Genomic DNA, 25,418 nt, shown 5'->3' with positions numbered 1-25,418 from the left:
CTTTCGGCGTTTTTATATTTAGAATTGGAAAGAAACTTACTTCTGTCAAATCCAAACCGTATTAGATTTCTTCTACAAATTCCGTAAGAACACCGCAGGCATCCCTGGGCCTCATGAAATTAACCTTAATATTCCCGGCTCCCGGTACTGCGTTTTCCTCTAACAGAATAATTCCCCGGCTCTGGTATTCTCTTCGGACCGCTTCCACATCTGGAACAGAAAAGGCAATGTGATGAATTCCCCCTTTGCCCTTATTATAATCGGCCAGCACACCCCCTGTCGGTACAATTAACTCTATTTTGCTTCCCCCATTCGGCTTCAGGAAGATACACCATGCCTGATAAGCTTCTACAAATCCCCTGTATTCCTCTTCCGTACCGGTAGTCTCCATGAATTCTTCTGCTCTTTGCATACTGTTGAAAATAATACCTACATGGTGAAGTGGATAATTCTTATTTTTCATAATGACCGCACTCCTTATCTACGTTTTTGCATCAAATCTCTCAGACCAAATGCTCCCTGGCGATATAAGATATCGGGAATCTCTTTTATGTCTTCCGCTATATTGGGAACAAATTCCATCTGCTGAATAATATCTTTCTGCAAGTCTATTCCCTTTGCGATCTCTGTCAGATATAATCCATTTTCCCTCAGTTCAAAAACACATCGCTCCGTCACAAAATGCATTTTCTGTCCTTTTTTTCTGGCTAAGGTTCCATTATACGAGATCTGATGCACCTTCTTTACACACTTTTTGATCTGCCCCTCATGTAATATTATAAGTTTCCCGTTATCAATCGAAACCTCCAGCCCTTTGGCTGTAAAAGCAGAACAAAAAACCACATGTCTGGCGTTGGCAGTAATATCTACAAACCCACCGGCTCCTGTAGGACGGGCTCCCAATTTGGTTGCATTTACATTTCCTTCCTGATCCAGCTGTCCTGCCCCCATAAAGGTTACATCCACACCCGTGCCATTATAAAAGTCAAACTGATCATCATGGCGTATCATGGCATAACAGTTCTTTGCAATTCCAAAGTCTACGCCTCCCATGGGCAGGCCCCCATACATTCCGGATTCTACAGTCAGTGTAACGTCATCGGTAAGCCCCTCTTCTTTTAAGATATCGCCTACGGTATCATTTGGTATTCCGGTTCCTACATTTAAGATATCCTGACTGGATACTTCCATAACTGCCCTTCTTCCAATTACTTTACGGATCGTAAGCGGCATAGGCTCAGTCTGTGTTTCCGGTTCTTTTATGGCGCCGCAGTAGGATGGCCGATAATAGAAGCTATGCGTCATTCTGTGGTCCTCTTCGGGATCCTCGCACAGCACAACGGAATCAATAAAGACACCTGGTACTGTGACCTCCTTTGGATGAATGGAACCTGCTTTTACCAGATATTTGGCCTGTGCAATTACTTTTCCTCCATACTTTTTTGCAGCCAGAACCGCCGGTAATACTTCCAGCGACATGCATTCTTCATCGGTAGACAGATTTCCAAGTTCATCCACTCTTGTTCCGCGGATAATCACATAGTCCAACGGTATCGGCTTGTACCGCATATATTCTTCCCGATCAATCTCAATCACCTCTGCAATATCCGGAGCCTCTTTTGTAATCTCATTCATTTTTCCGCCTTCATAGCGGGGATCTGCAAATGTTCCCAAACCTACCTTCGTAATTTTCCCTGGTTCTCCACCCGCCATACTGCGGTATAATTGTGCAAACTGGCCTTGCGGAATACAGTAGGCCAACATTTTATTATCAGAAATCATTTCCATGATTTTAGGCTGCAGTCCCCAATGTCCTCCTATAATGCAGCGGAGCATCCCCTCATGTGCAAAATGCTGAATACCCCTGTCACGATCGCTCTGCCCGCACGAATGAACCAACGTTAATCCGCAGGGCTCCCCGGTTTCTAAAAATCTTTTTTCAATCGCCTTTAATATACTTTCAGAAGCTGAAACAAGCGTCATCCCAATTGTGGCAACTGTACTATGGCTTCGAATCATTTCGGCCGCCTGACCGGCATCTACGAATTCCGGCTTTCTCATAGCTATCCCTCCTTTCGCGAAAAGTCAGCTGTTAAATGCTTTCGTAAATGACTGTCAGACCCTGGCCGCCTCCTATGCAAAGTGTTTCCATGCCATAATGCAGCCCCTCTCTCTGCATATGATACATAAGCTTTACCGCTAATATTGCTCCTGTTCCGCCAATGGGATGCCCCATCGCAATTGCCCCGCCGTGAACATTTACCCTGCCTTCCTCCATCCCAAGTTCCCTGATACACGCTAACGTCTGAGAGGCAAAGGCCTCATTTAATTCGATCGTATCCATATCTTCAATTTTCATTCCCGCCCTTGCAAGAGCCTTTTTTGTTGACGGAACCGGTCCTATCCCCATTACAGATGGATCCACTCCGCCTGCTGCCTGTGCTGCTATACGCATTTTGGGCTTTAAACCAAGCTTTTCCGCCTTATCCGCTGACATCATAACAACCGCTGCCGCTCCGTCATTTATTCCAGAGGCATTTCCTGCTGTAACCGTACCTCCTTCTTTAAAAGCCGGACGCAATTTTGACAGTTTCTCATAAGTAGTTCCAGGTCTGATATGTTCATCTTTATCAAATATAAACCGTTCCTTTTTACGTTTGATTTCAATCGGTACAATTTCTGATTTAAATACTCCGTCCTCCTGCGCTTTTAACGCAAGCTTCTGGCTTCTTAAAGCCCATTTATCCTGTTCCTCTCTTGTTATTCCATAACGCTCTGCAACATTTTCTGCCGTAATTCCCATATGTACCCCTGAAAAAGGATCGCGCAGTGCTGTTACAAGCCCATCCTGCAGTACAGAATCTCCCATACGCAGTCCGAATCTCGCCTTTCTTACATAATAAGGCAGATTATTCATGCTTTCGCCACCCCCGGCAACCACAATTTCAGCATCTCCCTCTGAAATTGCCATCATACCGCATACAATTGCCTGCAGCCCGGAAGAGCAGAGCCTGTTCACGGTATACGCCGTTGTCTCAACAGGAATCCCTGCTTTTACCGCGCTTCTCCTGGCCATAAAAGCATCTTCAGCTACCTGCCCCACACACCCCATAATCACTTCATCTACAGCTTCTTTTTCCACGCCTGATCTTTTCAGTGCCTCTTCTATAACAATCGCTCCAAGGTCCGTCACTTCCATGTCCCGCAGAGATCCGTCAAATGCGCCGATACCAGTTCTGGCGCCATCAATAATTACAACTTCTTTCTTCATTGATATACCCCCATGATCGTTCGGGCCTATTCCTTTTCTTCAATGGTCCGCTCGATAGAATATTGTTTTTTATATTGTTCTCTCAGCATTTTTTTGCTGATTTTTCCATTTTGGGTACGGGGCAGCTCATCCATGAATAGTACTTTTGAAGGTATTTTATACTTGGCAAGGTGTTCTCCAACCCATGCTTTTACCTCGTCTTCCGTAAGCGTATCGCGCGGCTTTACCACTGCAACAGCGATCTCTCCGTATTTGGGATCCGGAACTCCGATCAATGCTGCCGATGCTACCTGATTCATCTTGTAAATTATATTTTCCACTTCATTAGACCAGATTTTTTCTCCTCCCCGACTAATCATATCTTTTTTCCTGTCGATCAGGCGTAAAAAACCTTCCGGTTCAAGAATAGCAATATCACCGGTTGGGATCCAACCATCCCCACTGACCGGCCGGCATGACTCCCCCCAATACCTGTCCATCATAAAACAGCCTTTTAGCAGAAGTTCCCCTGCCTCTAAGGGTTCACATTCTGTTCCATCCCCTCGTATAATTTTTGCGCAGATACCGGGCACTATTTTTCCGGAAGTTCCGATCTGTGCACTGCCGGCGGCTCCACCAGGAAATATTGCCCCTGCTGAACTGCTCTCCGTCAACCCATATACCGGATGAAATTCCATTTGCGGCAGCCAGCCGTGCAGTTTTTCAATCATGCTTGGCGGTGTATTTGCGCTGCCGCAAAGAGATGTTTTCCATGAAGGAAGCTCCGGATATTCATCACAGTAATCCAGAAGCATTGCGAACACTGTGAGCGTTGTATGCATAAAGGTAATGTTCTCCCCGCCGATCGTTTTCAAAACCCGCTCGGGCCGAAAGTTCAAATGCAGATAAACAGTTCCGCCGCAATGGATAAACACCCCCAAAAGCGAGACAATTCCGATAATGTGATAAATGGGAGTTGCTATCAATGTTTTATCTGTCTCTTTGACATTTAAAATCTTTTCATATGAATAGATTGCATTCATGATATTCAGGTTTGTCAAAATGACACCCTTACTTTCAGAAGTTGTCCCTGATGTAAACATCATGATAACATCATCTTCCCAGCCGGCCTTTGCCTCTACGATATGATTTCTGTCTAAACTCCCTTCTGTCCGCTTTTGCAGATCTCCTTCTCTCAATACCTCTATTTCCACACAGGGATATTCCTTCCTGAGAATTTCTTCATATTGTCTCAGACGCTGATCTAAAAACAATAATGTAAATGAGAATTTCTGAAATAAAGCATGCCATTCATAGAGTTTATATTTTGTGCTGATCGGAACAATCACTCCCCCGACTTTTGCCGCAGCGTACACCAGTACGCAGAATTCCAGCGTATTATAAAGCATTAAAACTACCCTGTCTCCCGGCAGAATTTTCTTTTCATATTTCAGATACGCTGCCGTAATATCCACTTCCTCTAAAAACTTATCATAAGTAATCCGGTTTCCACTGTCTGTCACAATTGCCGTTTTTTTACCGTAGCGCCTTGCAGAATTCACTAAATTGATATATATATTCTGATCCATTCCTTTGTAAGAATATATATTCTGATTCTTGTAACTGATCTGCTGCAAAGCATCTTCCTGGTCCTTTCCCCACAGCTTCCTGCCTTCCAACATTCTATCAACCCCTCTACAATTTAAAGCCGCCGCCTACACGGATGACTTCTCCCGTTATATACCCCGCCTCATCGCTGGCCAGAAAGGCGACCAGATTTGCCACTTCCACGGGCTTTCCAACGTATCCCATGGGAATTTTACTGACCATGATATCCCATGCTTTTTCCGGGATTCCTTTCGTCATTTCGGTTTCAATGAATCCCGGGCAGACTGCATTTGCCGTCACCCCTTTTTTGGCAAGTTCCTTTGCTGCCGTTTTTGTAAGACCAACCACTCCGGCTTTCGCCGCCGCATAATTGGCCTGACCTACATTGCCGTGCATTCCTTCCGATGAGATATTAATAATTCTTCCATACCCCTTTTCCCTCATCCATTTTGCTGCCTGCTGAGTCCCATAGAACACCCCTGTCAGGTTCACATTGATTACATCATCCCACTGTTTTTTATCCATTTTATGTAACATGACATCCCGGTTGATCCCTGCATTGTTAACGACAATATCCACTGTGCCTTTTTCAGCAATTATGTCTGCGAACATTTTTTCAACCATTTCCAAATCCGCAGAATTTGCTTCATAGGGCAGTGCTTCATAGCCGAGATTTAATAATTCTTCCGCAGCCTGCTCCGCATTCTCATATACTAAATCGGCTAATACTACGCATGCACCTTCCTCTGCCAATTTTACCGCAATTGCCTTCCCAATTCCTCTTCCGGCGCCTGTCACAATTGCTACTTTTCCTTTTAGACGCATTTTAGCTCCCTCCTGTCACTCATTTTTTTCTGTTTTTACGAACATCTGCCAGTACTGCCGCTGCAATCAGAATGCCCTTTACCGTCATCTGAACATATGGATCAATCTGCAGCATTGTCATCGCATTCGAAATGACGCCCAGGATCAGAACACCTACTATTGTTCCCGATATAGAGCCTACGCCACCTGAAAAACTTGCGCCGCCGATAATCGCACAGGTAATCGCATCCATCTCATATCCGGTGCCCGTGGTTGGATGCCCTGCCTGCTGGCGTGATGTCAGTACAATTGCCCCAATTGCCGTGAAAACCCCAGCGATAATATAACAAGTCATTTCTACTCTTTTCACATGAATGCCTGAAACTAATGCAGCATTTTTATTTCCGCCAATCGCAAATACATGTACTCCAAACATCGTTTTATGCAGGACAATATAAGAAATAACACAGCATATGATAAAAATCAGAATCGGCATGGAAATCACATGCATAAAAGTCCCGCCGCCTATAAAGTTAAAGCCTTTTGAAAAGCCCGTAATTGGCTGCCCTCCTGATATTAATAATGCCAGCCCTTTTGCCACCCACATGATAGCAAGCGTTCCGATAAACGGGGGCACACCGCCATACGATATCAGAAATCCATTCAGCCCGCCTCCGGCTGCACCCGCTGCAAGCGTCAATATGACCGCAATTACAGGATGGAGCGGAATTCCAAACAGCCCGATTATCATAAAATGCGCAACAAGTACGGAGCAAAGTGCCGTCATCATACCGGAAGACAAATCTGTCCCGGCAGTTACGATTACAAATGTCATCCCAAGCGAAATAATTCCTACCGGGGTCATCTGTCTCAGCACATTACTCAAATTATTCCATGTAGGAAAATTGTTTGGCTTTACAATCGACATGATTACAATCATTAAGAGGAGAAGTAGATATAAGGAATACTTTCCCATAAACCTCTTTATGGTCTCATTTCTTTCTTTACTCATAGTCTGTTTCCTCCACATTATCTGTTCCCGTTTCTATTTCCTGCCCTGATGCCAGCATTAATATCTTTTCCTGAGATACTTCCTGCCGGTTCAGCCTGCCAGTTACCTTTCCTTCGTGCATGACAATGATATTATCACTCATTCCCATAACCTCTGGCATTTCAGAACTGATAATTATAATTCCTTTTCCTTCTTTTGCCATCTGAGTAAGCAGTTTATGAATTTCACTTTTAGTTCCCACATCAATCCCCCGGGTTGGCTCATCAAAAATCAGAATTTCCGGCTCGGTTAAAAGCCATCTTCCCACCAGAACCTTCTGCTGGTTTCCGCCTGACAGATTTACAATCTGCTGGTTCAGGCCCGGCGTTTTTATGCTCAGAAGTTCCCGCATTTTTTCCCCCGTCATCCGCACGGCTCTTTTCTTTAAAAATGGCCCGGCACAGTATTTTTTAACAGATGCCATAATCATATTCTGCGATACGTTCAGAGGCAAAAAGCAGCCATTAAACTTCCGGTCTTCTGTCAGCATGGCAATTTTGTTAGCGATTGCATCTTTTGGCCATTTTATAGTCACTTCTTTCCCTTCTATGAATACTTTTCCGGCACTCTTTTTACGGATTCCAAAGAGAGCCTCCATTACTTCCGAACGCCCGGCACCTACAAGCCCGGCCATACCAAGAATTTCCCCGCGATGCAGCGTAAACGAAACATCAGAAAAAGTCCCTTCACAGCTCAGTCCCTCTACCCGCAAGAGTTCTTCTCTTATTGAAACTTCTTCTTTTGGAAACATTTGTGTAATCGACCGTCCTACCATCATTTCTACAAGCTGATTCAACGTAACCTCCTGCATCTTCCCGCTGCCGATATATTTACCATCCCGGTATACAGACACTTCATCTGCAATTTGATACACTTCATCCAGCTTATGCGTAATATAAATAATTGCAATCCCCCTTGCGGTCAATTCCCGTACAATAGAAAATAAATGTTCTACTTCTGACTCTGTCATGGCTGAAGTAGGCTCATCCATAATGACCAGGTCTGCATTATAAGAAACTGCTTTTACCAGCTCGCAAAGCTGCTGCTGCGATACACTCAGCTCTTCCATTATGCTTTTCGGATTAATTTGAATATGTAAAGTCTCCATTAATTCTACGGCCTGACGATGCATCTCTGAGCGGTCCAGAAAATTGGTTCCTTTCTTTCTCAGTTCTTTCCCTAAAAAAATATTCTCTGTTACTGTCAGCTGCCTGACAGCAGACAGCTCCTGATGAATCATAGCTACACCCTGTTTCAGGGCATCGTTTGGGCTTTCGAAATGACATTGTTTCCCTTTTAGATAAATGTCTCCGCTGTCTGCATGGTAAATCCCAAACAATATCTTCATTAAAGTCGATTTTCCCGCGCCATTTTCCCCCATTACTGCGTGCACAGTCCCCTTTTTTACCTGCAGTGATACATGGTCAAGCGCTACAACCCCGGGAAATGTCTTTGTAATGTTGTCCATACGTAACAAATATTCTTCATGCACCTCTTCTCACCTCATTTTTACAATCTTATGTACTGCCGGCATACACACCTTTCACTTTTGCAAGTGCATATACCGGCATACAGCGAATCATAAGACGGACATTTTCAATCCGCTTTTTCACAGTATCCGGCAGCAAAACTGCCCGCAGGGCATGAAGCACCGGGTGTCCTTTTGCCGTCTGACGCTTTAATATTCATCCACATTGTCTTTATCAATAACCGTATGCGGCACCATAATCTCATTTTCTTTCATCGTGCCCTCAATTGCCTCTATCGCCAGATCAACGGATGCCCGTGCCTGTCCTACTGCGTCAAATAGCATTGTAATATCTAAAGTGCCGTCTTTAACCGCAGCCTTTCCCTCATCCGTCGCATCAAAGCCCGCTATAATCTTCCCATCCCGTAATCCTGCATTCTGCAGGGCAAGTGACGCACCAATAGCCATTTCATCATTCCCCGCCAGGACACAATCGAATTCTATTCCCGATTGAATCCAGGTCTCCATAATTGTCATTGCTTTTGAGCGGTCCCAGTCCGCAATGTCCGTTGCCACAATTTCAATACCGGGATTTCTTTCTGCCACTTCACAGGCTGCCTGATATCTGTATGTAGCATTGTCGTTTCCCGCTTTTCCCTGAAGGATCACCACTTTGCCTTTTCCGTCCATCATATCTTCCATGACATGGCTGGCCTGCATCATACCCCCTTCGTAAGCATCGGATGCGGCAAGTGCTGTGGCCTCATCCTGATTAGAAAGCTTGATCTCCGCAACAATCAGAGGCACATCCGCCTCTTTACATGCCGCGGTGATACTTCCGCTTGAAGAAGCATCTGCCGGAATCATGATGATGGCATCATAATCATTGTTAATAAAGTTTTCAACCTGCGAAATTTGTTTTGCCAAATCATAGTCGCCTGCATCTTCAAATGCAAATTCATATCCCTCAAACGTGGCTCCATATGATTTCACTTCATCCATCCAGTAAGTTGCCCATACATCCGCAGCATTTCCCACGGCAACACCTATTTTTTTAGTGCCGCCGTCACCTTTCTCTTTTTCATCCCCTTTGCTTCCGCAGGCTGCACAGCCTAATACCATGATCAAACACAATACAATTGCTAAACATCTTTTTTTCATGAACAAATTCCTCCATTCCTTATAAAAGAATCCAATGACCATTGTTAAATAAACTTGTATGCTTTAAAACCACTGAAATCAGCAGAGTATTTAAGGAGCCATGAACTCAGGCCCAATATCATATACAATATTTTTTTCGAGAATGCTTTCAATCCGCTCCAGCACTTCGTTTTCTAGATGTATTTCGCCTGCTGACGCCGTTTCTCTAATCTGTTCCGGCCGCCTTGCCCCTGTCAGGGCGGCTGTTACCCCATTCTGGTGGAATGCCCAGGCAACCGCCAGCTGCGCGACACTTACATCCATACCGGATGCAATTTCCTTTAACTCCTCCACCGCATCGATATACTGTCCAAAATGTTCTGCCTGAAATTTGGGATCAAAAGAGCGCATATCCCCCTCTTTAAACCGGGACTCTTTCGTAAATTTGCCAGATAGCAGGCCACGGCAGATAGCACCATAACTTAAAACCCCCAGATTGTTATTCAAACAAAGCGGCAGAATCTCTTTTTCGCTCTCTCGCTCAAACATATTGAGCGGCGGCTGACAACCATCCAAAACACCTGATGCCAAACACTCTTTCATCTGCTCCATATCCAGATTGCTGACTGCAATAGCCCTGACTCTTCCGGTCTTCTTAAATTCCTCCATTTTTCCCATCACAGATTCCATGGAGGTATGAAAATCCGGCCAGTGAAGATGATAAATATCAATGTAATCTGTCTGAAGCCTTTTCATACTCTGTTCAAGTTCATATTCAAGACTCTCCGGAGAACAATTTCTGGTTACATCACCATTTGCATCCCAGCGAAGTCCCGCTTTTGTGGAAAGGACTACTTTTTCACGTCCAAATTCCTTTATTGCCTTTCCAACAATCGTTTCAGAGATCCCCTGTCCGTAAGCCGGCGCCGTATCCACCAGATTGACCCCGGATTCCAGCGCTGCCAGTATTGTATTCTTACATTCCTGGCTGTCTGAACCGCCCCACCAGGAACCTCCCATAACCCAGGTTCCCAGTCCAATCGGTGTAATCATAATTCCCGTTTTTCCATACTCTCGTAAAATCATACTTCAAAACCTCCTTATTCTGAGAAAGTTTGCAACCTTTCTCATCATTGATTACGAATCTCGAAATTCTTTTACACTTATATTCTACGCCCGTTTTTTTCATAATGTCAAGCAATATTTTCATTTATTTCATGTAATATTTTTCATTTTGTATTTTTTCGATTATATTCTTTTAATTTCGTTTTGTTTATTTATTATATATTTTCACAAATATTTATATGTTTTTAAACACTTCTTACATATTTTCAAACATAAAAGTTTTTTATTTTCATTTCGTTTTTACAAACTTTTTCATTTTAATTCCACCTTACCTGCACTAAAATCGCTATTTCTTTCTTAGCAATTTGCGATTATTCCCATTATTTCCCATATATTAGAGCAGTTTTCAATTTTATGAAACATTTTTTCATATTTTACATTGACTTTTTCAATTTGTCCATGTAAAATAGAACTGTCAAATATAATAAACAAGCGCTTGTATATTGACAAACCAACTACGTAGGAGAGTAATATGAGTAGAATTGTAACAATTAAAGACATAGCCAAAGAATGCGGCGTTTCCAATGCCACTGTTTCACGTGCATTATCAGGAAACTCCAGTGTGAAATCAGAAACACAAAGAAAAATCATCGATTGCGCCAAGAAAATGGGCTACAACTTCAGTATGCAAAAATATAACCCACCGTCTAAAATCATGATTATATCCGGGGATATCAGTAATCAATTTTATGCAGGCATTATAAAAGGAGCCAACCACCTGCTCAACCAGGAAGGTTATAAAGCCGCATGTTTTTACAGCGATTATTCCACAGCCTCTGAAGAAGACTTTGTTCGTTTTGCTTTTGAAGATAATTATGTAGGTATACTTATGATAACCGCCAGCGAAACCGAAGCATTATCCAATCTTTTAAGCAACAGCTCCTGTCCTGTCGTCTTAGTCAACCGCTATATCCGAAGCATGGACCTGGATGTTGTCTGCATCGATAATCACCGTGGCGGCTACCTGGCTACATCATACCTGATACAGGCAGGCCACAAAAAAATAGCCCACCTCACCGGCCCACAAAATTCCACAGCCAGCCAGGACAGACTGATCGGTTTCCGTGCCGCAATGTCAGATGCTGGTTTGGAATGCCCCGAAAAGGCTGTATTCGCCGGAGACCTGATGAAATCCTCCGGAATTGCATTTTCTAAATACTATATGGAGAATCTGCGTGATTACACAGCTGTATTCTGCGCCAATGATATCTGTGCAGCCGCTCTTTTAAACGCTTTAGAACAATATGACATTCATGTTCCCGAAGATTTAAGCGTTATTTGTTTTGATGATTCTACAGCAACGGTCTCCGGAACCGTACAATTAACCAGCGTATCGCGGAATCCCTATGCGATGGGAACCGCTGCAGCTGAATTGATGCTGGAAGCACTGAAAAGCAAACAGCATTTACCAAGAAAGCTGGTTTTCCCTCCAGTTTTGAATGAAGGAAACAGTGTGAAGTTTTTAAACGACATGCAAAAGTCATAGTTTTATGAATATTGCTGCCGTCGGTATCATTGAGCTGCTATAAAAGAGGTATTTGAATGAAGAAAAGACAAGCAGTTTTAAACTATTTAGACCAGCACCAGGAAGAGATTGTCAGGACATTAAGCCAGTTAATTCAAATCGATTCACAAAATCTGGGTATGCCGAACACTGCGCATGAAGGACCTGCCCAGGAATTTGTTTTCAAAATCATGCAGGATGCAGGGCTTTCTCCCATGCGTCTGACGTTTGACCCGAATCAGGAACGCCCCAATGTATATGGCACGCTTCCAGGAAGTGGAAATGGTCCTTCCCTGCTCATGAACGCGCATATCGATACCGTTTGCGTAACAGAGCCGGATAACTGGACCTTTCCTCCGCTCGGTGGATGGATCCGTGACGGAAAAGTCTTAGGCAGAGGGGCATCCGATGATAAGATGGCTGTCACTGCAATGATTTACGCAGTAAAAGCACTGATCGACTGCGGCATTACACTCAAAGGAGATGTTTATCTCCTTTCAAGCGTCGGAGAAGAATCCGGTGAAGGCGGCAGTATCGGCGCCGGACCTGCTGCAGAGCAAATGCCTAAGGCTGATTTTGCAATTGTCAGTGAAGCAACATGTATGGAGATAGACATTGCCTCTTCCAATATGACCTATTTCGAAGTCATCGTCCCGGGAAAAGGCACCCATACCTGCGGCCGCAATCAGATACTCTTTCCCCAGATGCATGACGTGCCGTCCGGTAACCAGGTAGGTGTGGATGCGCTTGCGAAAGCACTTCCGATAATAGAAATGTTCTATCGTCTGGAGCAGGACTGGTGTGTAAACCAAAAATTTCCCATATGGGGCGCGGGCGGCACCCCTTCCCATGATAAAAAGGGGCTTGGTGCATTCACTGTAAACCCAAGCAAAATTGAAGGCGGGGATTATCTCATGTCAACCATGGGCAGTGTAAAGATAACTTATAATCTCTACTATCCCCCTTCTATGAGCTTAGAAGAAATCAGTAATGAAATCAAACGCTGTGTAGCGGCAGCGGCATCAACAGACAGCTGGCTCAGGGAGCACCCGCCAATTGTGAATATCCCGGTATATTCCGACTGGCCAGGATTCCAGACTCCGATTCAGCATCCAGGTATCGGAACGCTCCGGCAGGTTTATAAGGATGTATTAGGTACTGAGGCCATTGTTACGGCCAACAAATCAGTCATGGATACGTCTTTCATTGCAAGAGCAGGCATCCCCGTTGTTGGCTTTGGTCCGGGCGGCAATGAGACCAATCAGCATGGTGTAGATGAATGGTGCAGTATCAGCGAATTGATAAAAGCAGTAAAAGTTTATGCCTGCATGATGATGGAATGGTGCAAAACGGATGAATCTTAAATATGATAACTGTATTGGAATCATATAAACATATAAAGATGATTGCTCTGAAGCATGATATGAGCGGATGAGCCTTAAGATAAGGAGGTTTTATAATGAGCATAAAAGCAGAAAAACTTACAAAAGAAGCATTTGCGCCTTTCGGAACTTTTTACGACCCGGCCGACATTGGCATGCCTCTGGCAGGCGAATGGGGCCGCAACAATTTCTTTCCGGATCAGCTGGTATTAAAAATCCCCTGCGGCTCTTTGATGGCAGTAAGCTCTACTAAGATCAATCCGGGCGCTTTAAAGATAGAAGCCACTGAATGGCACGATACAGATGAGGCAATCGGCGGATTTACCGATGATACTGTTTTCCACGTCGGCCTGCCAACCTGGAACGATACTCCTGATTATTCTACTTACCGCGCCTTCTATCTTCCAAAGGGCTGGTGGGTGCGTACAAAACGCGGTGTATGGCATTTTGGTCCATTCGTTTTAGAAGACAGGGCAGCGTATGGAACCGTTATCCTCCCACCGTCCACTTATAACACCGATTGTACATATATTACATTGGATGAACCTATTGATATTGAATTATAAGAAACTGTATCGGGCAGGCAGCCGCTCATTCATTGACCGGCCGCCTGCCCGAATCAATTAGTATACCTGTCACGCCCCCAGCACTTATAAAATAGTTCTTTATTTATAGAAACTTTCCTTTCTTTTACCATATATTATATAGACGTTAAACTTAAAGGTATGAACGAATATGGAAGATTATGCTACTTTATCAATAGAAACCCATCTGTTTTTTTCACGTATTATGAAAGAACATGCACTCTTTCTGGAAGCAGGATTTCCCTGCGTCAATGCCGACTGGATAGAACGGGCCGACTGGTTCAGGCGGGAATTTGAGAATCTTCTCAGAGAGACGTTAAAAATCAGCGACAGAAGAGTCAATTGTGCTATTTTAAAATCGGATGAGTTAGTAACTGAGTTTACGATTCCCGCTGAAAACAGAACGGAATTCCTTAGCGGTGTTTCCATCGACTCCAGGCTTTCTGTGGCAGCCCAAAGACTCCGTCCAGGATGCCCGCAGGAAGAAACCCGGGAACTCATCCAGGCTGTCCGCAAAATAAATGAACGTTCCATCTGTTTGTTAAACGGCCTGATCGGATTTAAAGAAAATATTTTGGCGGAAGTGGAAAAAGGACAGCTGTTCACTGCGAACTACCCGCTTCTCATAAAACATATCATACGGGAGGCAAAATTATACCGTGCTACGGTTCAGGGACTGGTTCAGAACAAACGTCCAACATATGAAAATATACGGGAAACTGAAAAATTCTGGAATCAGATTATGATGGAACATGCACTGTTTATCCGGGGTCTGCTGGATCCTTCCGAAGAGCAGCTGATTGCGGCGGCCAATGGATTTGCGGCAGACTACAGTAAGCTTCTGAAACTTGCTAATCAGCAGGACTGCCGTGCAATGGATGAGCTGACCAGAAAATCTTTGGAAGAAACTCTAAAATATCGTAAGTTTAAAGCAGCCGGAGCAGAAGGTATCCTCAACTGCAAGGTAGCCTCCATTATTCTGCCGCTGCTTGCCGATCATGTACTGCGTGAAGCAAATCATTATATACGGATTCTGGAATGCAAAAGTGCATACTAAAGGAGGGATATAGCATGGAATTATGCAATTATCCCCGACAGGGAAAAGAACGCTATTTTGAAATTGAAGCCATTGAACTCCCCATTGTTTACAACAAATATGGTGACCATGACCCGAATGGTTTACTTTATGTATTAAAAAAGGATGCTTCGCGGATCCGGGAAGGTGCTCTTCACAATTTTTCTCTGGAAATTCCGCAGCCATATGAGGAGGTAAAACCGCTTGTCATCCGCGCTAATGCTGGTGATACGGTCACCATCTCCTTCTCTCACTCTCTGAATCGGGAGCTTTCTATCCACGTCCAGGGCCTTGCCTATGACGTACAGACATCGGACGGGGCAAATGTAGGATACAACAGGGATTCTACAACAAGGCATCAGATAACCTATACCTGGTACGCTGTCCGGGAGGGGGTATACCTTTTCCACGATATGGGTGACACGAGCAGCAGTGAGGAAGGAACAAACGTGCATGGGCTTTTTGGTGCCATCATTGTAGAAGCTGCTCAGTCACGCTGGTTAGACCCGGAAACAGGATGCGAATTAGAAAGTGGTCTGTTTGCGGATATTTATAATCCCGCCAGGCCGTCCTTTCGGGAATACGCAGTATTTTTCCACGATGAGCTGGAAATAAAAAACAAAAATGGAGTTCAGCCAACAGACCCTCACACAGGGCTCCCTTCCTCCACTACTGGTATCAGTTACCGTTCTGAGCCGATGAGGAACCGCCTGCCTCTTACGAATGAACATGCGGATACCGGAGAAGATATCTCCATGAGTTCCTGGGTATATGGAGATCCCGCGCCCCCCATTTTACGTGCTTATGCAGGTGACCCGGCAAAAATCAGGCTAATCCATGGCGGTATCAAGGAAACCCATGTTTTCCATCTTCATAACCATCAATGGCGGCTGGAAGGTGAGAATCCCAGTTCTACGATTCTGGATTCCATTTCTATCAGTCCCCAGGAATGCTACACACTGGATATCCTGTATGGGGCAGGCAGCTTAAACGGGACGATCGGTGATGTTATTTTCCATTGCCATTTATATCCCCATTTCCACGAAGGGATGTGGACTTTATGGCGAATTCATGACAGACTGGAAGACGGTAACGGAATCCTACCGGACGGAACAAAAATTCCGCCGCTGGAGCCCCTCAAAGACCGGATATTGCCTCCAAAGAAGGATCCCTTGCACCCGGGATATCCCAACTTCATTAACGGAACCTACGGAGAAAGGCCGCTGCAGCCGCCTCTGGGGATACTGAACCAAGATGGGAGCAATAAGATTGATCCTACCCCACTGGAAGAAGCGAACTTTGTGCCGGCATTTGAACCCGGGGCGCTCTATACGGACACGTGTCCCTGCCACACAGACGGAATTGCCTGTTGTGGAAATGCTTCTGCTGCTCCCTTAGCTGAAGAAATATGGCGTAAGAATATTATTAACAGCAATACAAACAGAAAAAATCAGGAGATCAATGGATGCAGTTTAGCTGATACGGAAAAAAATGTAAAAATATTCGAGGTTGCAGTTATCCAGGCAAAAGTCATATATAACCAGTACGGCTGGCATGATCCTCAGGGAAGATTCTTTGTTATGAAGGAAGAATTAGAACGTCACGGCGGACTTGATGCTTATATCCAAAAAATAGAGAATCAGGAAATCTGCGTAGAACCGCTCGTTATTCGGGCGAACGCGGGAGACTGCATTGAAATGCGCTTTACCAATCTGCTGGCGGAACACCTGGAGGCAAGTGCTTTTCAATTAGAAACAAAAACTGATATAGCAGGCTATCATATTCATCTGGTAAAGTTCGATACGATTGTCTCTGACGGTGCAGCAAACGGCTGGAATAATATAGCAGGGGCAAGAAAATACGAGACATTAATTGAACGTTTTTTTGCAAATACTGAGCTTCGTGCAGTCTTTTTCCACGACCATCTCTTTGCCAACTCCCATCAGCAGCATGGTGTATTTGGTTCTCTGATCATAGAAGAGGCCGGGGCTACCTTTCATGATATACGAACCGGCAAGGAAATCAGATATGGAACAAAAGCGGTCATCAAAAGAAGGGATGGGACCTCATTCCGTGAGTTTGCCTTATTCGTGCACGACTTTGCCCTGCTATTTGATAAAGATGGCTGTCCATTAAACCCGCCGGAAGTTCCCGGTTCTCATGATGACCCTGGTGTCATGGGTATTAACTACCGCTCAGAACCAATGCGGGAGCGCTTGAAACGCCATAACGCCCCTGCCTATATTTTCAGTTCACTTATTCACGGGGATCCGGCAACTCCAATTCTGGAGACATACCCGGGCGATGAGATGGTGATCCGCCTGCTGGATGGCGCCCATGAAGAACAGCATGCTTTTAACCTTACCGGAATGTCCTGGAAAAAAGAAATTGCAGATCCGGCATCTCCGGACACTGCATCCCAGAGCATAGGGATCTCAGAAGCATTTAACATTCATATTACTAAAAATTATGCACCCGGTGATTATCTGTATTATTTTGGCGGAATAGACGATGCCTGGCTGGGCCTGTGGGGAATCGTACGGGCATACAGCACGCCGCAGAAATACCTGAAGCCGCTCTGTAAAGAGAAAGGACAGATGTTCCTCCCGCTCCCGCCCTGCCCGGGGAAAGACGCAGTTATCCGGCGGTATGAGGTTGCCGCAATCCAGAAAGATATCCCATACAACCGTAACGGAGACCACGATCCCGACGGCCTTATCTTTGTGCCGCTTGAAGAAGCCGAGGAAGCCATGTATCCGGGATATTGCCCGAAACCCCTGATTTTACGGGCAAATGCAGGCGACTGGATAGAAGTAACGCTTCACAATCTGTTCGATCCGAAAAAACCAATTCCATACTTTGACTACCCCCGTGTCCCGCTGGACTTCAAACACACACCGTCCATGCGTGTATCCTTAAATCCACAGTTTCTGAACTATGATCCTGTATGCGACTCCGGAGTGAATGTGGGATACAATAACCGGGAGCAGACTGTAGGAATAGGAGAAAGTAAAAAATATCTCTGGTATGCCGATAAAGAATATGGAATCTGTACCATCCAATCATTTGGTGATATGAGAAATCACAGGTATCACGGGCTGTTTGGAGCAATTATAATCGAGCCTCCTGGAGCAAAATGGTACCGGAACTTTTCCCTGGCGCAAGCTTTATACGATGAGCAGGCAGTTATTACAGCGCCTGGCGTTGAAAGCTTCAGGGAGTTCGTCCTCATGATTCAAAATGGAATCCGTATGCTTGATGTCAATGGCGAACTTGTGAAAACGATCAGCGAGGATGACGGCGAGGCAGTCGACGCCGAGGATACCGGTGAAAAGGGTTATAACTACCGTTCCGAGCGATTTGCAAACAGACTGAAGCGGGATGGACGGATTTCCCGGATATTTAACAGCAGGATACACGGAGATCCTGCCACTCCGATTTTCAAAGCGTATTCCGGCGACCGGGTTATTTTCCGCACGGCTATGCCGGCAGATAAACCCAGAAATGTTGGATTCTGCATTCATGGGCATGTATGGAGAGAACAGCAGCAGGATTCTTATTCCAGAATCATACCGCTGCAGGGTGCAATCAGTATTGGAAATACCTTTCAGATGGAATTAAAAGACGGGGCTTCCTGCCCTGGCGACTACCTCTACCGTTCAGGGAGTCTGAAATGGGATGTAGAATCCGGCATGTGGGGAATTTTCAGAGTTCTTAAGAGAAACATCGGGTGCAAATGCAAAAATGCATGCCGAAAAGTATTGGATTGCATGTGCCGCTGATTGTGAAGGAAAATACTGGCTGCGGCATTTAAATATTCCTATGGTACTGTCTGCAGATGAAACCAGCCAAAGAATACAGTACTGCAAAAGAGTGGCTGCCATGTTCCGAAAAACATGGCAGTCCGATTATTTTCATTTCAGAAGCCAGCCGGATCTCCGACTTCGTCTATTCACCTGAATCATTTTCTAAAACCAGTTCTATATATCTTTTGATGAGTTCCATTCTGTCCTTCGCCTTCGGGATAAACATGGCGGCCATGGCAATCACTATTTTTTTAGACGGGTTAATGTAAATAACGTTTCCGCCATCCCCCATTGCTGCATAGCCCTTTTCTTTATCGTCAATCAGCCACCACAGGTAACCATAGGGCAGGTTTTCTTTTTTCCACCGGCTGTGTTCTTTTGTACTTACTTCTATCCAGGCCGATGAAACGATTTGTTTTCCGTTCCAAATCCCGCCGTCCAGATACAGCTGCCCGATCTTCGCCATGTCTGAGGGTGAAAGGGTCAGCCCCCATCCGGCGGTATTGACGCCTCTGGGGTCCGATACCCAGCCGCTGATATCTTGAGCCTTGTTAAATGCGAGTTGTTCTTCTTTACTCTGGAAAATAATATTACGCTCCACGGTAATTTCCAGAGGATCGAACAAATTTTCTATGGCGAAATCCAGCACGGATTGTCCGGTTGTTTTCATGAGAATGCCCGATAAAATATCGGGACCTATGAGAGGCGCGTATCGAAACTCGCCTATTTTCCCCCGTCCGCCGAGAAGATCAAGCCCAAACGTTACCCAGTCATCACTTGTAAAGTACTTAATATAGGGGGCCGCTCTATATTTATAAGGTGCCGTCATCGTCAGCATATTCTCAATGGTAATATTCTGGATTGTTTTCTCTCTTTTTTTCACGCTGTAATCAGGGAAAAAATCCAGCACCCTCTCACTGACACTTCTTATGTATCCTTTCTCTATGGCGATCCCGATCAAAATGGAAATAACACTTTTGGTTACAGAGTAAACATGAAACCGGCTCTGTTGATTATATCCTTCAAAGTACTTTTCATACTGAACCTTTCCATCTTTTAGTACTACCACTCCCGCTGTATTGCTATACTCATTCTTTATTAAATTCTCGAACTCTATCACTTTATTCTGATCCATTTTTATTTCTCCATTCTGCTGTAATATATTTATTGAGGAAGTACATGCTGAACAACGTGTATCATTATCTTTTCCCAACTCTAAATCCCTGCCGCCTTCTTTTTGACAGGATAATATACTTCCGTGATAAGTTCGCTTTCATCCGTAACCTGGGATGGATCGGTTACATATACTTCATACAGCGCATTGCCGCTCTCATACCCTTCTTTTTCCGCCCATTCACGCTGTTTAGTGTATATGGAAGACAGATTGGAATATGAGCCATACAGAACCGTTTTCAGGCACAGTCCCGGGCAAAAATCTCTGGTGCCGGTTGCATACTCTCTCACTGGTACGGCAAATTCAGTATCCAGGCCAAAGGGACTGTATTCGTCGCTGTGGAAAAGCACCATCGGCGGCGCAGATAAAGTCAGTTTGTCCTCCTCTATCTTACGAAATAGCTTACGATAACAGTTCCCATACTCTTCTGCGAATTCGTGTTCATGCACCATCTTCCTGACTGACAGAAGATACATTACCGGCACTTCCGTAAGCTGAACATCTATTGTCTCCAAGTATGACATAATCGATTTGCCCGCCTTCAGATTTGATATATCATCACTCAGCTGATCCAGAGTCTTTTTAAATTCCCGGGCCTGCTTCTCAATCTCTTTTGCCTTCCTGGTAAGCGCCAGATAAAGCTTCGCATCCTGCTCTTCTTCAGATTTAAGGATCGTGCTGATTTCTTCCAAAGAAAAATTGTAGGACTTCAGTCTGCTAATAAATAACATCGTTTCCAGCTGATCAATGGAATAATATCGGTACCCGGTTTCCGGATTCACCTCACTTGGCAGAATCAGTCCTATCTCAGCGTAATAGCGCAGCGTCTTCGTAGATACTTTGCATATGTTAGAAAACTCTCCAATTGATAACATCGGTTATCCTCCTTTTGGTTTGTAGAAAGTCTAACCTAATCTTACACCTTGACCCAAGGGGAAAGTCAAGGTGGGAAATTTTCTTGTATGGGGGTCGCTCGAAGGCGGGAATACAGGGACGGGAGTGTGTAAGTCCCGTCCCTGCATTCCCGCCTTCGAGCTGATGCATTCCAGTCGGATGAAATAACTTCCCGGTAGGGAAGACTTTGCGTGATGAAGCGTATGTTTGTGGGTGGAATAGAAGTCTTAACAAACTTTCCTGAGACATATCCCCGTGTATCCAGTTCACATACGCTGCTCCCCCCTCGTGATTCCCTCCGGGAAAGTAGTTTCCCTCCGCCGGATGAACGCAGCTGAGGACGAGGTGAATCTTGCTCCTGCAGGGGCGATGTATGCTGATTCAAGATCCATAGAGTAAGCGATTAGAAGATGTTAACGAAAAGACAGGCGACTTGGAGGGCAAAATTTGTTTTACCAAACAAATTTTGTTGCCGCCTGAGACGCAAAATCATAAAGATTTTGCGTTGAATGCGGCAAGTCCCTCCAAGTCGCCTGTCTTTTCGTTTACATCTTCTTCGCGAGCGGGCAGGATACTGAATCAGCATACATCGCCCCTGCAGGAGCAAGATTCACCTCGTCCTCAGCGTCCCTCCTGCCCCCAAACTCCCCTTCCCAAAATCACAACCTCATATGGACGCAGGAATTCTGATCTATCTTTATAATTCCCCAGCCCCCTATGATACATCTTATCCGTAAGCTCCTCCACTCCAATCTCTCTATCCCTGAAGTTACACAGCACAATCATTACCTTATCTCCGAGCGTTCTTTTGTACCCCAGCACATCCGGATTCTCCTGGTGCAGAAATTCTATCTCGCCCTCTGCTATTACCTGATTTTCTTTTCTAAGCCGGATCAGCGTTTTATAGAAAGAAAGAATCGAATCCTCATCTTCTGCCTCTGACTCTGCATTAATGGTTTTATAATTTTCCGGAATACCGATCCAAGGTACCGCTTCTGAGAAACCAGCGTTTTCACCTTTCGTCCACTGCATAGGGGTCCGTCCGTTGTCACGGGAACGGGCAGCCAGGATTTCCAGCGCCTCCTCACGGCTATTTCCCTGAGACAGCAGGATCTCATAATAGTTCAGGCTTTCGACGTCTCTGTATTGAGAGATGTCCAGGTATCCTGCATTGGTCATTCCAAGTTCTTCTCCCTGGTAAATGTACGGAGTTCCCCGCATCAAATGGATGGCCGCAGCCAGCATTTTAGCAGATTCTTTCCAGTATTTTCCGTCATCTCCAAGGCGGGATACGATTCTTGGCTGGTCGTGATTGCACCAGAATACTGCATTCCAGCCCCCGGCTTTCTGCATGCCGGTCTGCCATTCCTCAAACAGGCGCTTTAAGGCCGGTATGTCAGGATCCATCAGCTCCCACTTATTTCCGTTTTTATAGTCCACCTTCAAATGGTGGAAATTAAAGCACATGGAAAGTTCTTTTTCATCCGGATTGGAGTAGCGGATGCAGCTGTCCAGCGATGTGGAGGACATTTCTCCTACGGTTACCATATCTTCAATTGCAGTGTCCCGGACCAGTTCCTTCAGGAATTCATGCACATGCCTGCCGTCTGTATAAAATCTTCTGCCATCCCCTTCCAGATCATCCTCAAATCTCTCCGGCTTTGATATCAGATTGACAACGTCAAAGCGGAACCCTTTCACGCCCTTTCCTTTCCAAAAACGTATTACTTCTTTCAGTTCCTCTCTCACCTTTGGGTTTTCCCAATTCAAGTCTGCCTGGGTAACATCAAACAGATGGAGATACCATTTGCCAAGGCGGGGCACATATTCCCATGCAGGACCGCCAAATTTGGACTCCCAGTTTGTGGGGGCTTTTTCCGGAGAGCCTTCTTGAAAAATATAATAATCCATGTATCTCGGATCACCTTCCAGTGCCTTTTGGAACCACTCATGCTCTGTGGAGGTATGATTGAATACCATGTCCAGCATCAGACCCATCCCCCGGCTGTCCGCCTCTGCAATCAGCTCCTCCAGGTCTTCCATCGTCCCAAACAGCGGATCTATTTCCCGATAATCTGCCACATCATAGCCATTGTCATTCTGAGGAGATACAAAAAATGGTGTCAGCCAAAGATAATCTACGCCAAGAGCCTGCAGATAATCCAGTTTTTCCAGGACTCCGCGCAGGTCTCCAGTTCCATCTTTGTTGGAATCCCTGAATGATTTTGGATAGATCTGGTATACTGTTTTATTCTTAAAATTTGTCATGCTGCCGTCCTCCGCTTTCACTGATCTTTTATCATTTGTCCTACTAATGGCTTTTGATTGCCGCCTGTTTAAAACACGTACTAAATCCGATATGTTACTACCGCCGTCTCGCCTGCTGCTGCCTGGATTCCTGTACGGAACCGGATGTCTTTTGCATCGCCCTCTCCGGTAATGATACACACCGTCACGTCCGGATGGCCCGCTTCCTTTATCTTTTTCCTGCTGAATCTGATAAGAGGGGTTCCTGCTTTGACATCATCACCCTCTTTTACCAGATATTCGAATCCATCTCCCTGCATATCTACCGTGTCGATACCTATATGAAGAAGCACTTCCATTCCATTGTCCAGCGTCAGACCGCAGGCATGACGGGAATCTTCCATCAACACAGTTACTTTTGCATCAGACGGTGCACAGAGAATTTCATTTTCCGGGAGAATGGCAACGCCGTCACCCATGATTCCCTCAGAGAACACGCCATCCCCTACCTTTTTTAAGGAAATCACTTTTCCGTCCAAAAATGCCTTCAGCTCCGCTTTTGTGTCCACTTTATCCGAAGGCGTTTCCACCGGTGATGCTGCCGTATGAATTCCATCCGGTTCTAATCCTTCTGACTGCATTCTATCGGACCGTACCAAATCTTCTCCCATTTGTCCCGGAGAATCTGTATTTTTCTCTGCTATTGCCACGCCCTTTTTCTTTCCTACAATTGTAGTTAGTACGAAAGGCACTATGATTGCAATCGCCATGCATATCGCAAAGGAAAGCATGTATTGAGGCTGGATGGAAAGGATTCCGGGGATTCCGCCCACACCGATTGCGTTTGCCGTTGTCCCGGTTGCTACACAGACAACCGCGGCACAGGCCGAACCAATCATCCCGCATACAAACGGAAAGAGATATTTCAGGTTTACGCCGAAGATTGCCGGTTCTGTTACGCCCAGGTAACAGGAGATACATGCAGGCACGTTCACTTCCTGTGCTTCCGCATTCTTTCTCTGCAGAAAGATCATTCCCAGTACTGCGGATCCCTGTGCAATGTTAGAAAGGGCAATCATAGGCCATAACATCGTTCCGGTGTAATCGGCAATGAGCTGCAGGTCTATGGCATTCGTCATATGGTGAAGGCCGGTGATAACAAGCGGCGCATAGACAAATCCAAAGACTGCCCCGAATACAACTTTAAACGAGCCGGTGATTCCCGCATATACGACGCTGGATATGGCGGAGCCTATCTTCCAGCCAACCGGCCCCAGTATAAAATGTGCCGCAATCACTGCCAGCACAAGACTGCAGAACGGAACTACTATCATGGAAATGACCTGAGGCGTGATTTTCCGGAAGAATTTTTCCAGATATACAAGGGTAAATGCAGCCAGGATTGCAGGTATAACCTGTGCCTGATATCCGATCATGTTCACCTTAAAGAATCCGAAATCCCAGAACGGAACCTCTGCCGCTGCCGTAGACGCCACGGAATAGGCATTCAAAAGCTGTCCCGATACCAGTGTCAGACCCAGAACGATTCCCAGCATCTGAGTCGTACCCATCTTTTTCGTTACTGACCAGCAGATCCCTACCGGCAGCATATGGAACACCGCTTCACCGATAAGCCAGAGAAAGCTGTCAATGCCGGACCAGAACTGGCTGATATCACATAATGTCTTCGTCCCGTTCTCAAACAGATAAAGACTGTCGATACAATTTCGAAAACCCAGAATCAGACCACCTACGATAATCGCCGGTATCAGGGGCGCAAAAATCTCCGCTATCGCCGCAACTGCGCGCTGCAGGAGATTCTGATTGCTCTTCGCCGCCTGCTTCACAGCATCCTTAGATACCCCTTCAATCCCGGCAGCAGCAACAAAATCGTTATAAAAATCAGCTACCGTATTCCCAATGATAACCTGGAACTGTCCCGCCTGAGTAAAACTGCCCTTCACGGCCTTCATGGCTTCGATTTTTTTCTACATCCGCCACCGATGGATCGTTCAGTACGAATCGCATCCTTGTCATACAATGAGAAACCGCGGCAATATTATTTTTCCCGCCGACCAGTTTCAAAAGTTCTTTTGCGTCCTCTGCATATCTGCCCATTACTCTTCCTCCCAATCTTTACATTTATCAGGTTTAGCATTTACCTGTCTGATTATTCACTGCCTGCCCTGCTGCCGTCTTTACTTGTTCAAACAAGTTCCTTTAATCATTTTATATCACACTTGTTTAAACAAGTCAAGAGATTTTCACAAATTTATTCTTTAGATTGGGATATTGTGAACGGGATT

General features: G+C 45.2%; 19 protein-coding genes. 5 read left to right on the top strand and 14 right to left on the bottom strand.

Annotated features, from left to right (window positions below):
* Positions 1 to 61: 61 nt before the first annotated feature.
* The 9 genes from HMPREF0240_RS07230 to HMPREF0240_RS07190 all read right to left on the bottom strand — a co-directional run bounded on the left by HMPREF0240_RS07230 (position 62) and on the right by HMPREF0240_RS07190 (position 10,407).
* A complete protein-coding gene (locus HMPREF0240_RS07230) occupies positions 62 to 463 on the bottom strand; it encodes a VOC family protein (protein WP_009002795.1) in 402 nt (133 codons plus the stop codon).
* Between the two features lie 14 nt (positions 464 to 477).
* Positions 478 to 2,061, bottom strand: coding sequence for an acyl CoA:acetate/3-ketoacid CoA transferase (locus tag HMPREF0240_RS07225; RefSeq protein WP_009002794.1), 1,584 nt, complete (start codon positions 2,059 to 2,061; stop codon positions 478 to 480).
* Between the two features lie 31 nt (positions 2,062 to 2,092).
* Positions 2,093 to 3,271 (bottom strand): thiolase family protein, encoded by a 1,179-nt coding sequence (locus HMPREF0240_RS07220; protein ID WP_009002793.1) that lies wholly within the window; start codon positions 3,269 to 3,271, stop codon positions 2,093 to 2,095.
* A gap of 26 nt (positions 3,272 to 3,297) precedes the next feature.
* The gene (locus HMPREF0240_RS07215) at positions 3,298 to 4,932 is read right to left on the bottom strand and encodes a class I adenylate-forming enzyme family protein (RefSeq protein WP_009002792.1); all 1,635 of its coding nucleotides are present in this window, start codon (positions 4,930 to 4,932) and stop codon (positions 3,298 to 3,300) included.
* Between the two features lie 13 nt (positions 4,933 to 4,945).
* Positions 4,946 to 5,683, bottom strand: a complete 738-nt coding sequence (gene fabG, locus HMPREF0240_RS07210; protein WP_009002791.1) for a 3-oxoacyl-ACP reductase FabG — start codon at positions 5,681 to 5,683, stop codon at positions 4,946 to 4,948.
* A gap of 19 nt (positions 5,684 to 5,702) precedes the next feature.
* The gene (locus HMPREF0240_RS07205) at positions 5,703 to 6,674 is read right to left on the bottom strand and encodes an ABC transporter permease (protein WP_035312627.1); all 972 of its coding nucleotides are present in this window, start codon (positions 6,672 to 6,674) and stop codon (positions 5,703 to 5,705) included.
* Entirely contained in the window at positions 6,667 to 8,205 is a 1,539-nt protein-coding gene (locus tag HMPREF0240_RS07200; RefSeq protein WP_009002789.1) for a sugar ABC transporter ATP-binding protein, read from the bottom strand. The genes HMPREF0240_RS07205 and HMPREF0240_RS07200 overlap by 8 nt, the downstream gene beginning before the upstream one ends.
* Positions 8,206 to 8,391: 186 nt before the next feature.
* Positions 8,392 to 9,342, bottom strand: coding sequence for a substrate-binding domain-containing protein (locus tag HMPREF0240_RS07195; RefSeq protein ID WP_035312626.1), 951 nt, complete (start codon positions 9,340 to 9,342; stop codon positions 8,392 to 8,394).
* A gap of 90 nt (positions 9,343 to 9,432) precedes the next feature.
* Entirely contained in the window at positions 9,433 to 10,407 is a 975-nt protein-coding gene (locus tag HMPREF0240_RS07190; protein ID WP_009002787.1) for an aldo/keto reductase, read from the bottom strand.
* 511 nt (positions 10,408 to 10,918) lie between these two features.
* Here HMPREF0240_RS07190 and HMPREF0240_RS07185 point away from each other — a divergent pair.
* From HMPREF0240_RS07185 to HMPREF0240_RS07165, 5 genes are all read left to right on the top strand, one after another.
* Complete coding sequence (locus tag HMPREF0240_RS07185) at positions 10,919 to 11,932, top strand: LacI family DNA-binding transcriptional regulator (protein ID WP_009002786.1); 1,014 nt, start codon at positions 10,919 to 10,921, stop codon at positions 11,930 to 11,932.
* Between the two features lie 56 nt (positions 11,933 to 11,988).
* Positions 11,989 to 13,314, top strand: a complete 1,326-nt coding sequence (locus tag HMPREF0240_RS07180) for a M20/M25/M40 family metallo-hydrolase (RefSeq protein WP_009002785.1) — start codon at positions 11,989 to 11,991, stop codon at positions 13,312 to 13,314.
* A gap of 95 nt (positions 13,315 to 13,409) precedes the next feature.
* Complete coding sequence (locus HMPREF0240_RS07175) at positions 13,410 to 13,898, top strand: ureidoglycolate lyase (protein ID WP_009002784.1); 489 nt, start codon at positions 13,410 to 13,412, stop codon at positions 13,896 to 13,898.
* Positions 13,899 to 14,067: 169 nt separating this feature from the next.
* Entirely contained in the window at positions 14,068 to 14,973 is a 906-nt protein-coding gene (locus HMPREF0240_RS07170) for a DUF2935 domain-containing protein (protein WP_009002783.1), read from the top strand.
* A 14-nt stretch (positions 14,974 to 14,987) separates the two neighbouring features.
* Positions 14,988 to 18,773, top strand: coding sequence for a multicopper oxidase domain-containing protein (locus HMPREF0240_RS07165; protein ID WP_009002782.1), 3,786 nt, complete (start codon positions 14,988 to 14,990; stop codon positions 18,771 to 18,773).
* Between the two features lie 166 nt (positions 18,774 to 18,939).
* Here the strand turns inward: HMPREF0240_RS07165 and HMPREF0240_RS07160 are convergent, their stop codons facing one another.
* From HMPREF0240_RS07160 to HMPREF0240_RS25300, 5 genes are all read right to left on the bottom strand, one after another.
* On the bottom strand, positions 18,940 to 19,932 hold the full coding sequence (locus HMPREF0240_RS07160; protein ID WP_009002781.1) for a serine hydrolase: 993 nt from the start codon (positions 19,930 to 19,932) through the stop codon (positions 18,940 to 18,942).
* 80 nt (positions 19,933 to 20,012) lie between these two features.
* Entirely contained in the window at positions 20,013 to 20,846 is an 834-nt protein-coding gene (locus tag HMPREF0240_RS07155) for a MerR family transcriptional regulator (protein ID WP_009002780.1), read from the bottom strand.
* A 640-nt stretch (positions 20,847 to 21,486) separates the two neighbouring features.
* A complete protein-coding gene (treC, locus tag HMPREF0240_RS07150) occupies positions 21,487 to 23,133 on the bottom strand; it encodes an alpha,alpha-phosphotrehalase (RefSeq protein WP_009002779.1) in 1,647 nt (548 codons plus the stop codon).
* 80 nt (positions 23,134 to 23,213) lie between these two features.
* Complete coding sequence (gene treP, locus HMPREF0240_RS07145; RefSeq protein WP_347462571.1) at positions 23,214 to 25,076, bottom strand: PTS system trehalose-specific EIIBC component; 1,863 nt, start codon at positions 25,074 to 25,076, stop codon at positions 23,214 to 23,216.
* Positions 25,015 to 25,230, bottom strand: coding sequence for a PTS transporter subunit EIIB (locus HMPREF0240_RS25300; RefSeq protein WP_009002777.1), 216 nt, complete (start codon positions 25,228 to 25,230; stop codon positions 25,015 to 25,017). The genes treP and HMPREF0240_RS25300 overlap by 62 nt, the downstream gene beginning before the upstream one ends.
* Between the last annotated feature and the right edge of the window lie 188 nt (positions 25,231 to 25,418).

Source organism: Clostridium sp. D5, assembly GCF_000190355.1.
Lineage (GTDB): Bacteria > Bacillota > Clostridia > Lachnospirales > Lachnospiraceae > Faecalicatena > Faecalicatena fissicatena_A.
The sequence above is the reverse complement of the archived record's forward strand: the minus strand, read 5'-3'. Positions and strand labels throughout refer to the sequence as shown.

Excerpts from the sequence above, each read along its gene's own strand:
- fabG (WP_009002791.1), bottom strand. The coding sequence starts at position 5,683 with ATGCGTCTAAAAGGAAAAGTAGCAATTGTGACAGGCGCCGGAAGAGGA.
- HMPREF0240_RS07180 (WP_009002785.1), top strand. The coding sequence starts at position 11,989 with ATGAAGAAAAGACAAGCAGTTTTAAACTATTTAGACCAGCACCAGGAA.
- HMPREF0240_RS07205 (WP_035312627.1), bottom strand. The coding sequence starts at position 6,674 with ATGAGTAAAGAAAGAAATGAGACCATAAAGAGGTTTATGGGAAAGTAT.
- HMPREF0240_RS07230 (WP_009002795.1), bottom strand. The coding sequence starts at position 463 with ATGAAAAATAAGAATTATCCACTTCACCATGTAGGTATTATTTTCAAC.
- HMPREF0240_RS07165 (WP_009002782.1), top strand. The coding sequence starts at position 14,988 with ATGGAATTATGCAATTATCCCCGACAGGGAAAAGAACGCTATTTTGAA.
- HMPREF0240_RS07175 (WP_009002784.1), top strand. The coding sequence starts at position 13,410 with ATGAGCATAAAAGCAGAAAAACTTACAAAAGAAGCATTTGCGCCTTTC.
- treC (WP_009002779.1), bottom strand. The coding sequence starts at position 23,133 with ATGACAAATTTTAAGAATAAAACAGTATACCAGATCTATCCAAAATCA.
- HMPREF0240_RS07170 (WP_009002783.1), top strand. The coding sequence starts at position 14,068 with ATGGAAGATTATGCTACTTTATCAATAGAAACCCATCTGTTTTTTTCA.
- HMPREF0240_RS07220 (WP_009002793.1), bottom strand. The coding sequence starts at position 3,271 with ATGAAGAAAGAAGTTGTAATTATTGATGGCGCCAGAACTGGTATCGGC.
- HMPREF0240_RS07195 (WP_035312626.1), bottom strand. The coding sequence starts at position 9,342 with ATGAAAAAAAGATGTTTAGCAATTGTATTGTGTTTGATCATGGTATTA.
- HMPREF0240_RS07185 (WP_009002786.1), top strand. The coding sequence starts at position 10,919 with ATGAGTAGAATTGTAACAATTAAAGACATAGCCAAAGAATGCGGCGTT.
- HMPREF0240_RS25300 (WP_009002777.1), bottom strand. The coding sequence starts at position 25,230 with ATGGGCAGATATGCAGAGGACGCAAAAGAACTTTTGAAACTGGTCGGC.
- HMPREF0240_RS07160 (WP_009002781.1), bottom strand. The coding sequence starts at position 19,932 with ATGGATCAGAATAAAGTGATAGAGTTCGAGAATTTAATAAAGAATGAG.
- HMPREF0240_RS07190 (WP_009002787.1), bottom strand. The coding sequence starts at position 10,407 with ATGATTTTACGAGAGTATGGAAAAACGGGAATTATGATTACACCGATT.
- HMPREF0240_RS07225 (WP_009002794.1), bottom strand. The coding sequence starts at position 2,061 with ATGAGAAAGCCGGAATTCGTAGATGCCGGTCAGGCGGCCGAAATGATT.
- HMPREF0240_RS07155 (WP_009002780.1), bottom strand. The coding sequence starts at position 20,846 with ATGTTATCAATTGGAGAGTTTTCTAACATATGCAAAGTATCTACGAAG.
- HMPREF0240_RS07215 (WP_009002792.1), bottom strand. The coding sequence starts at position 4,932 with ATGTTGGAAGGCAGGAAGCTGTGGGGAAAGGACCAGGAAGATGCTTTG.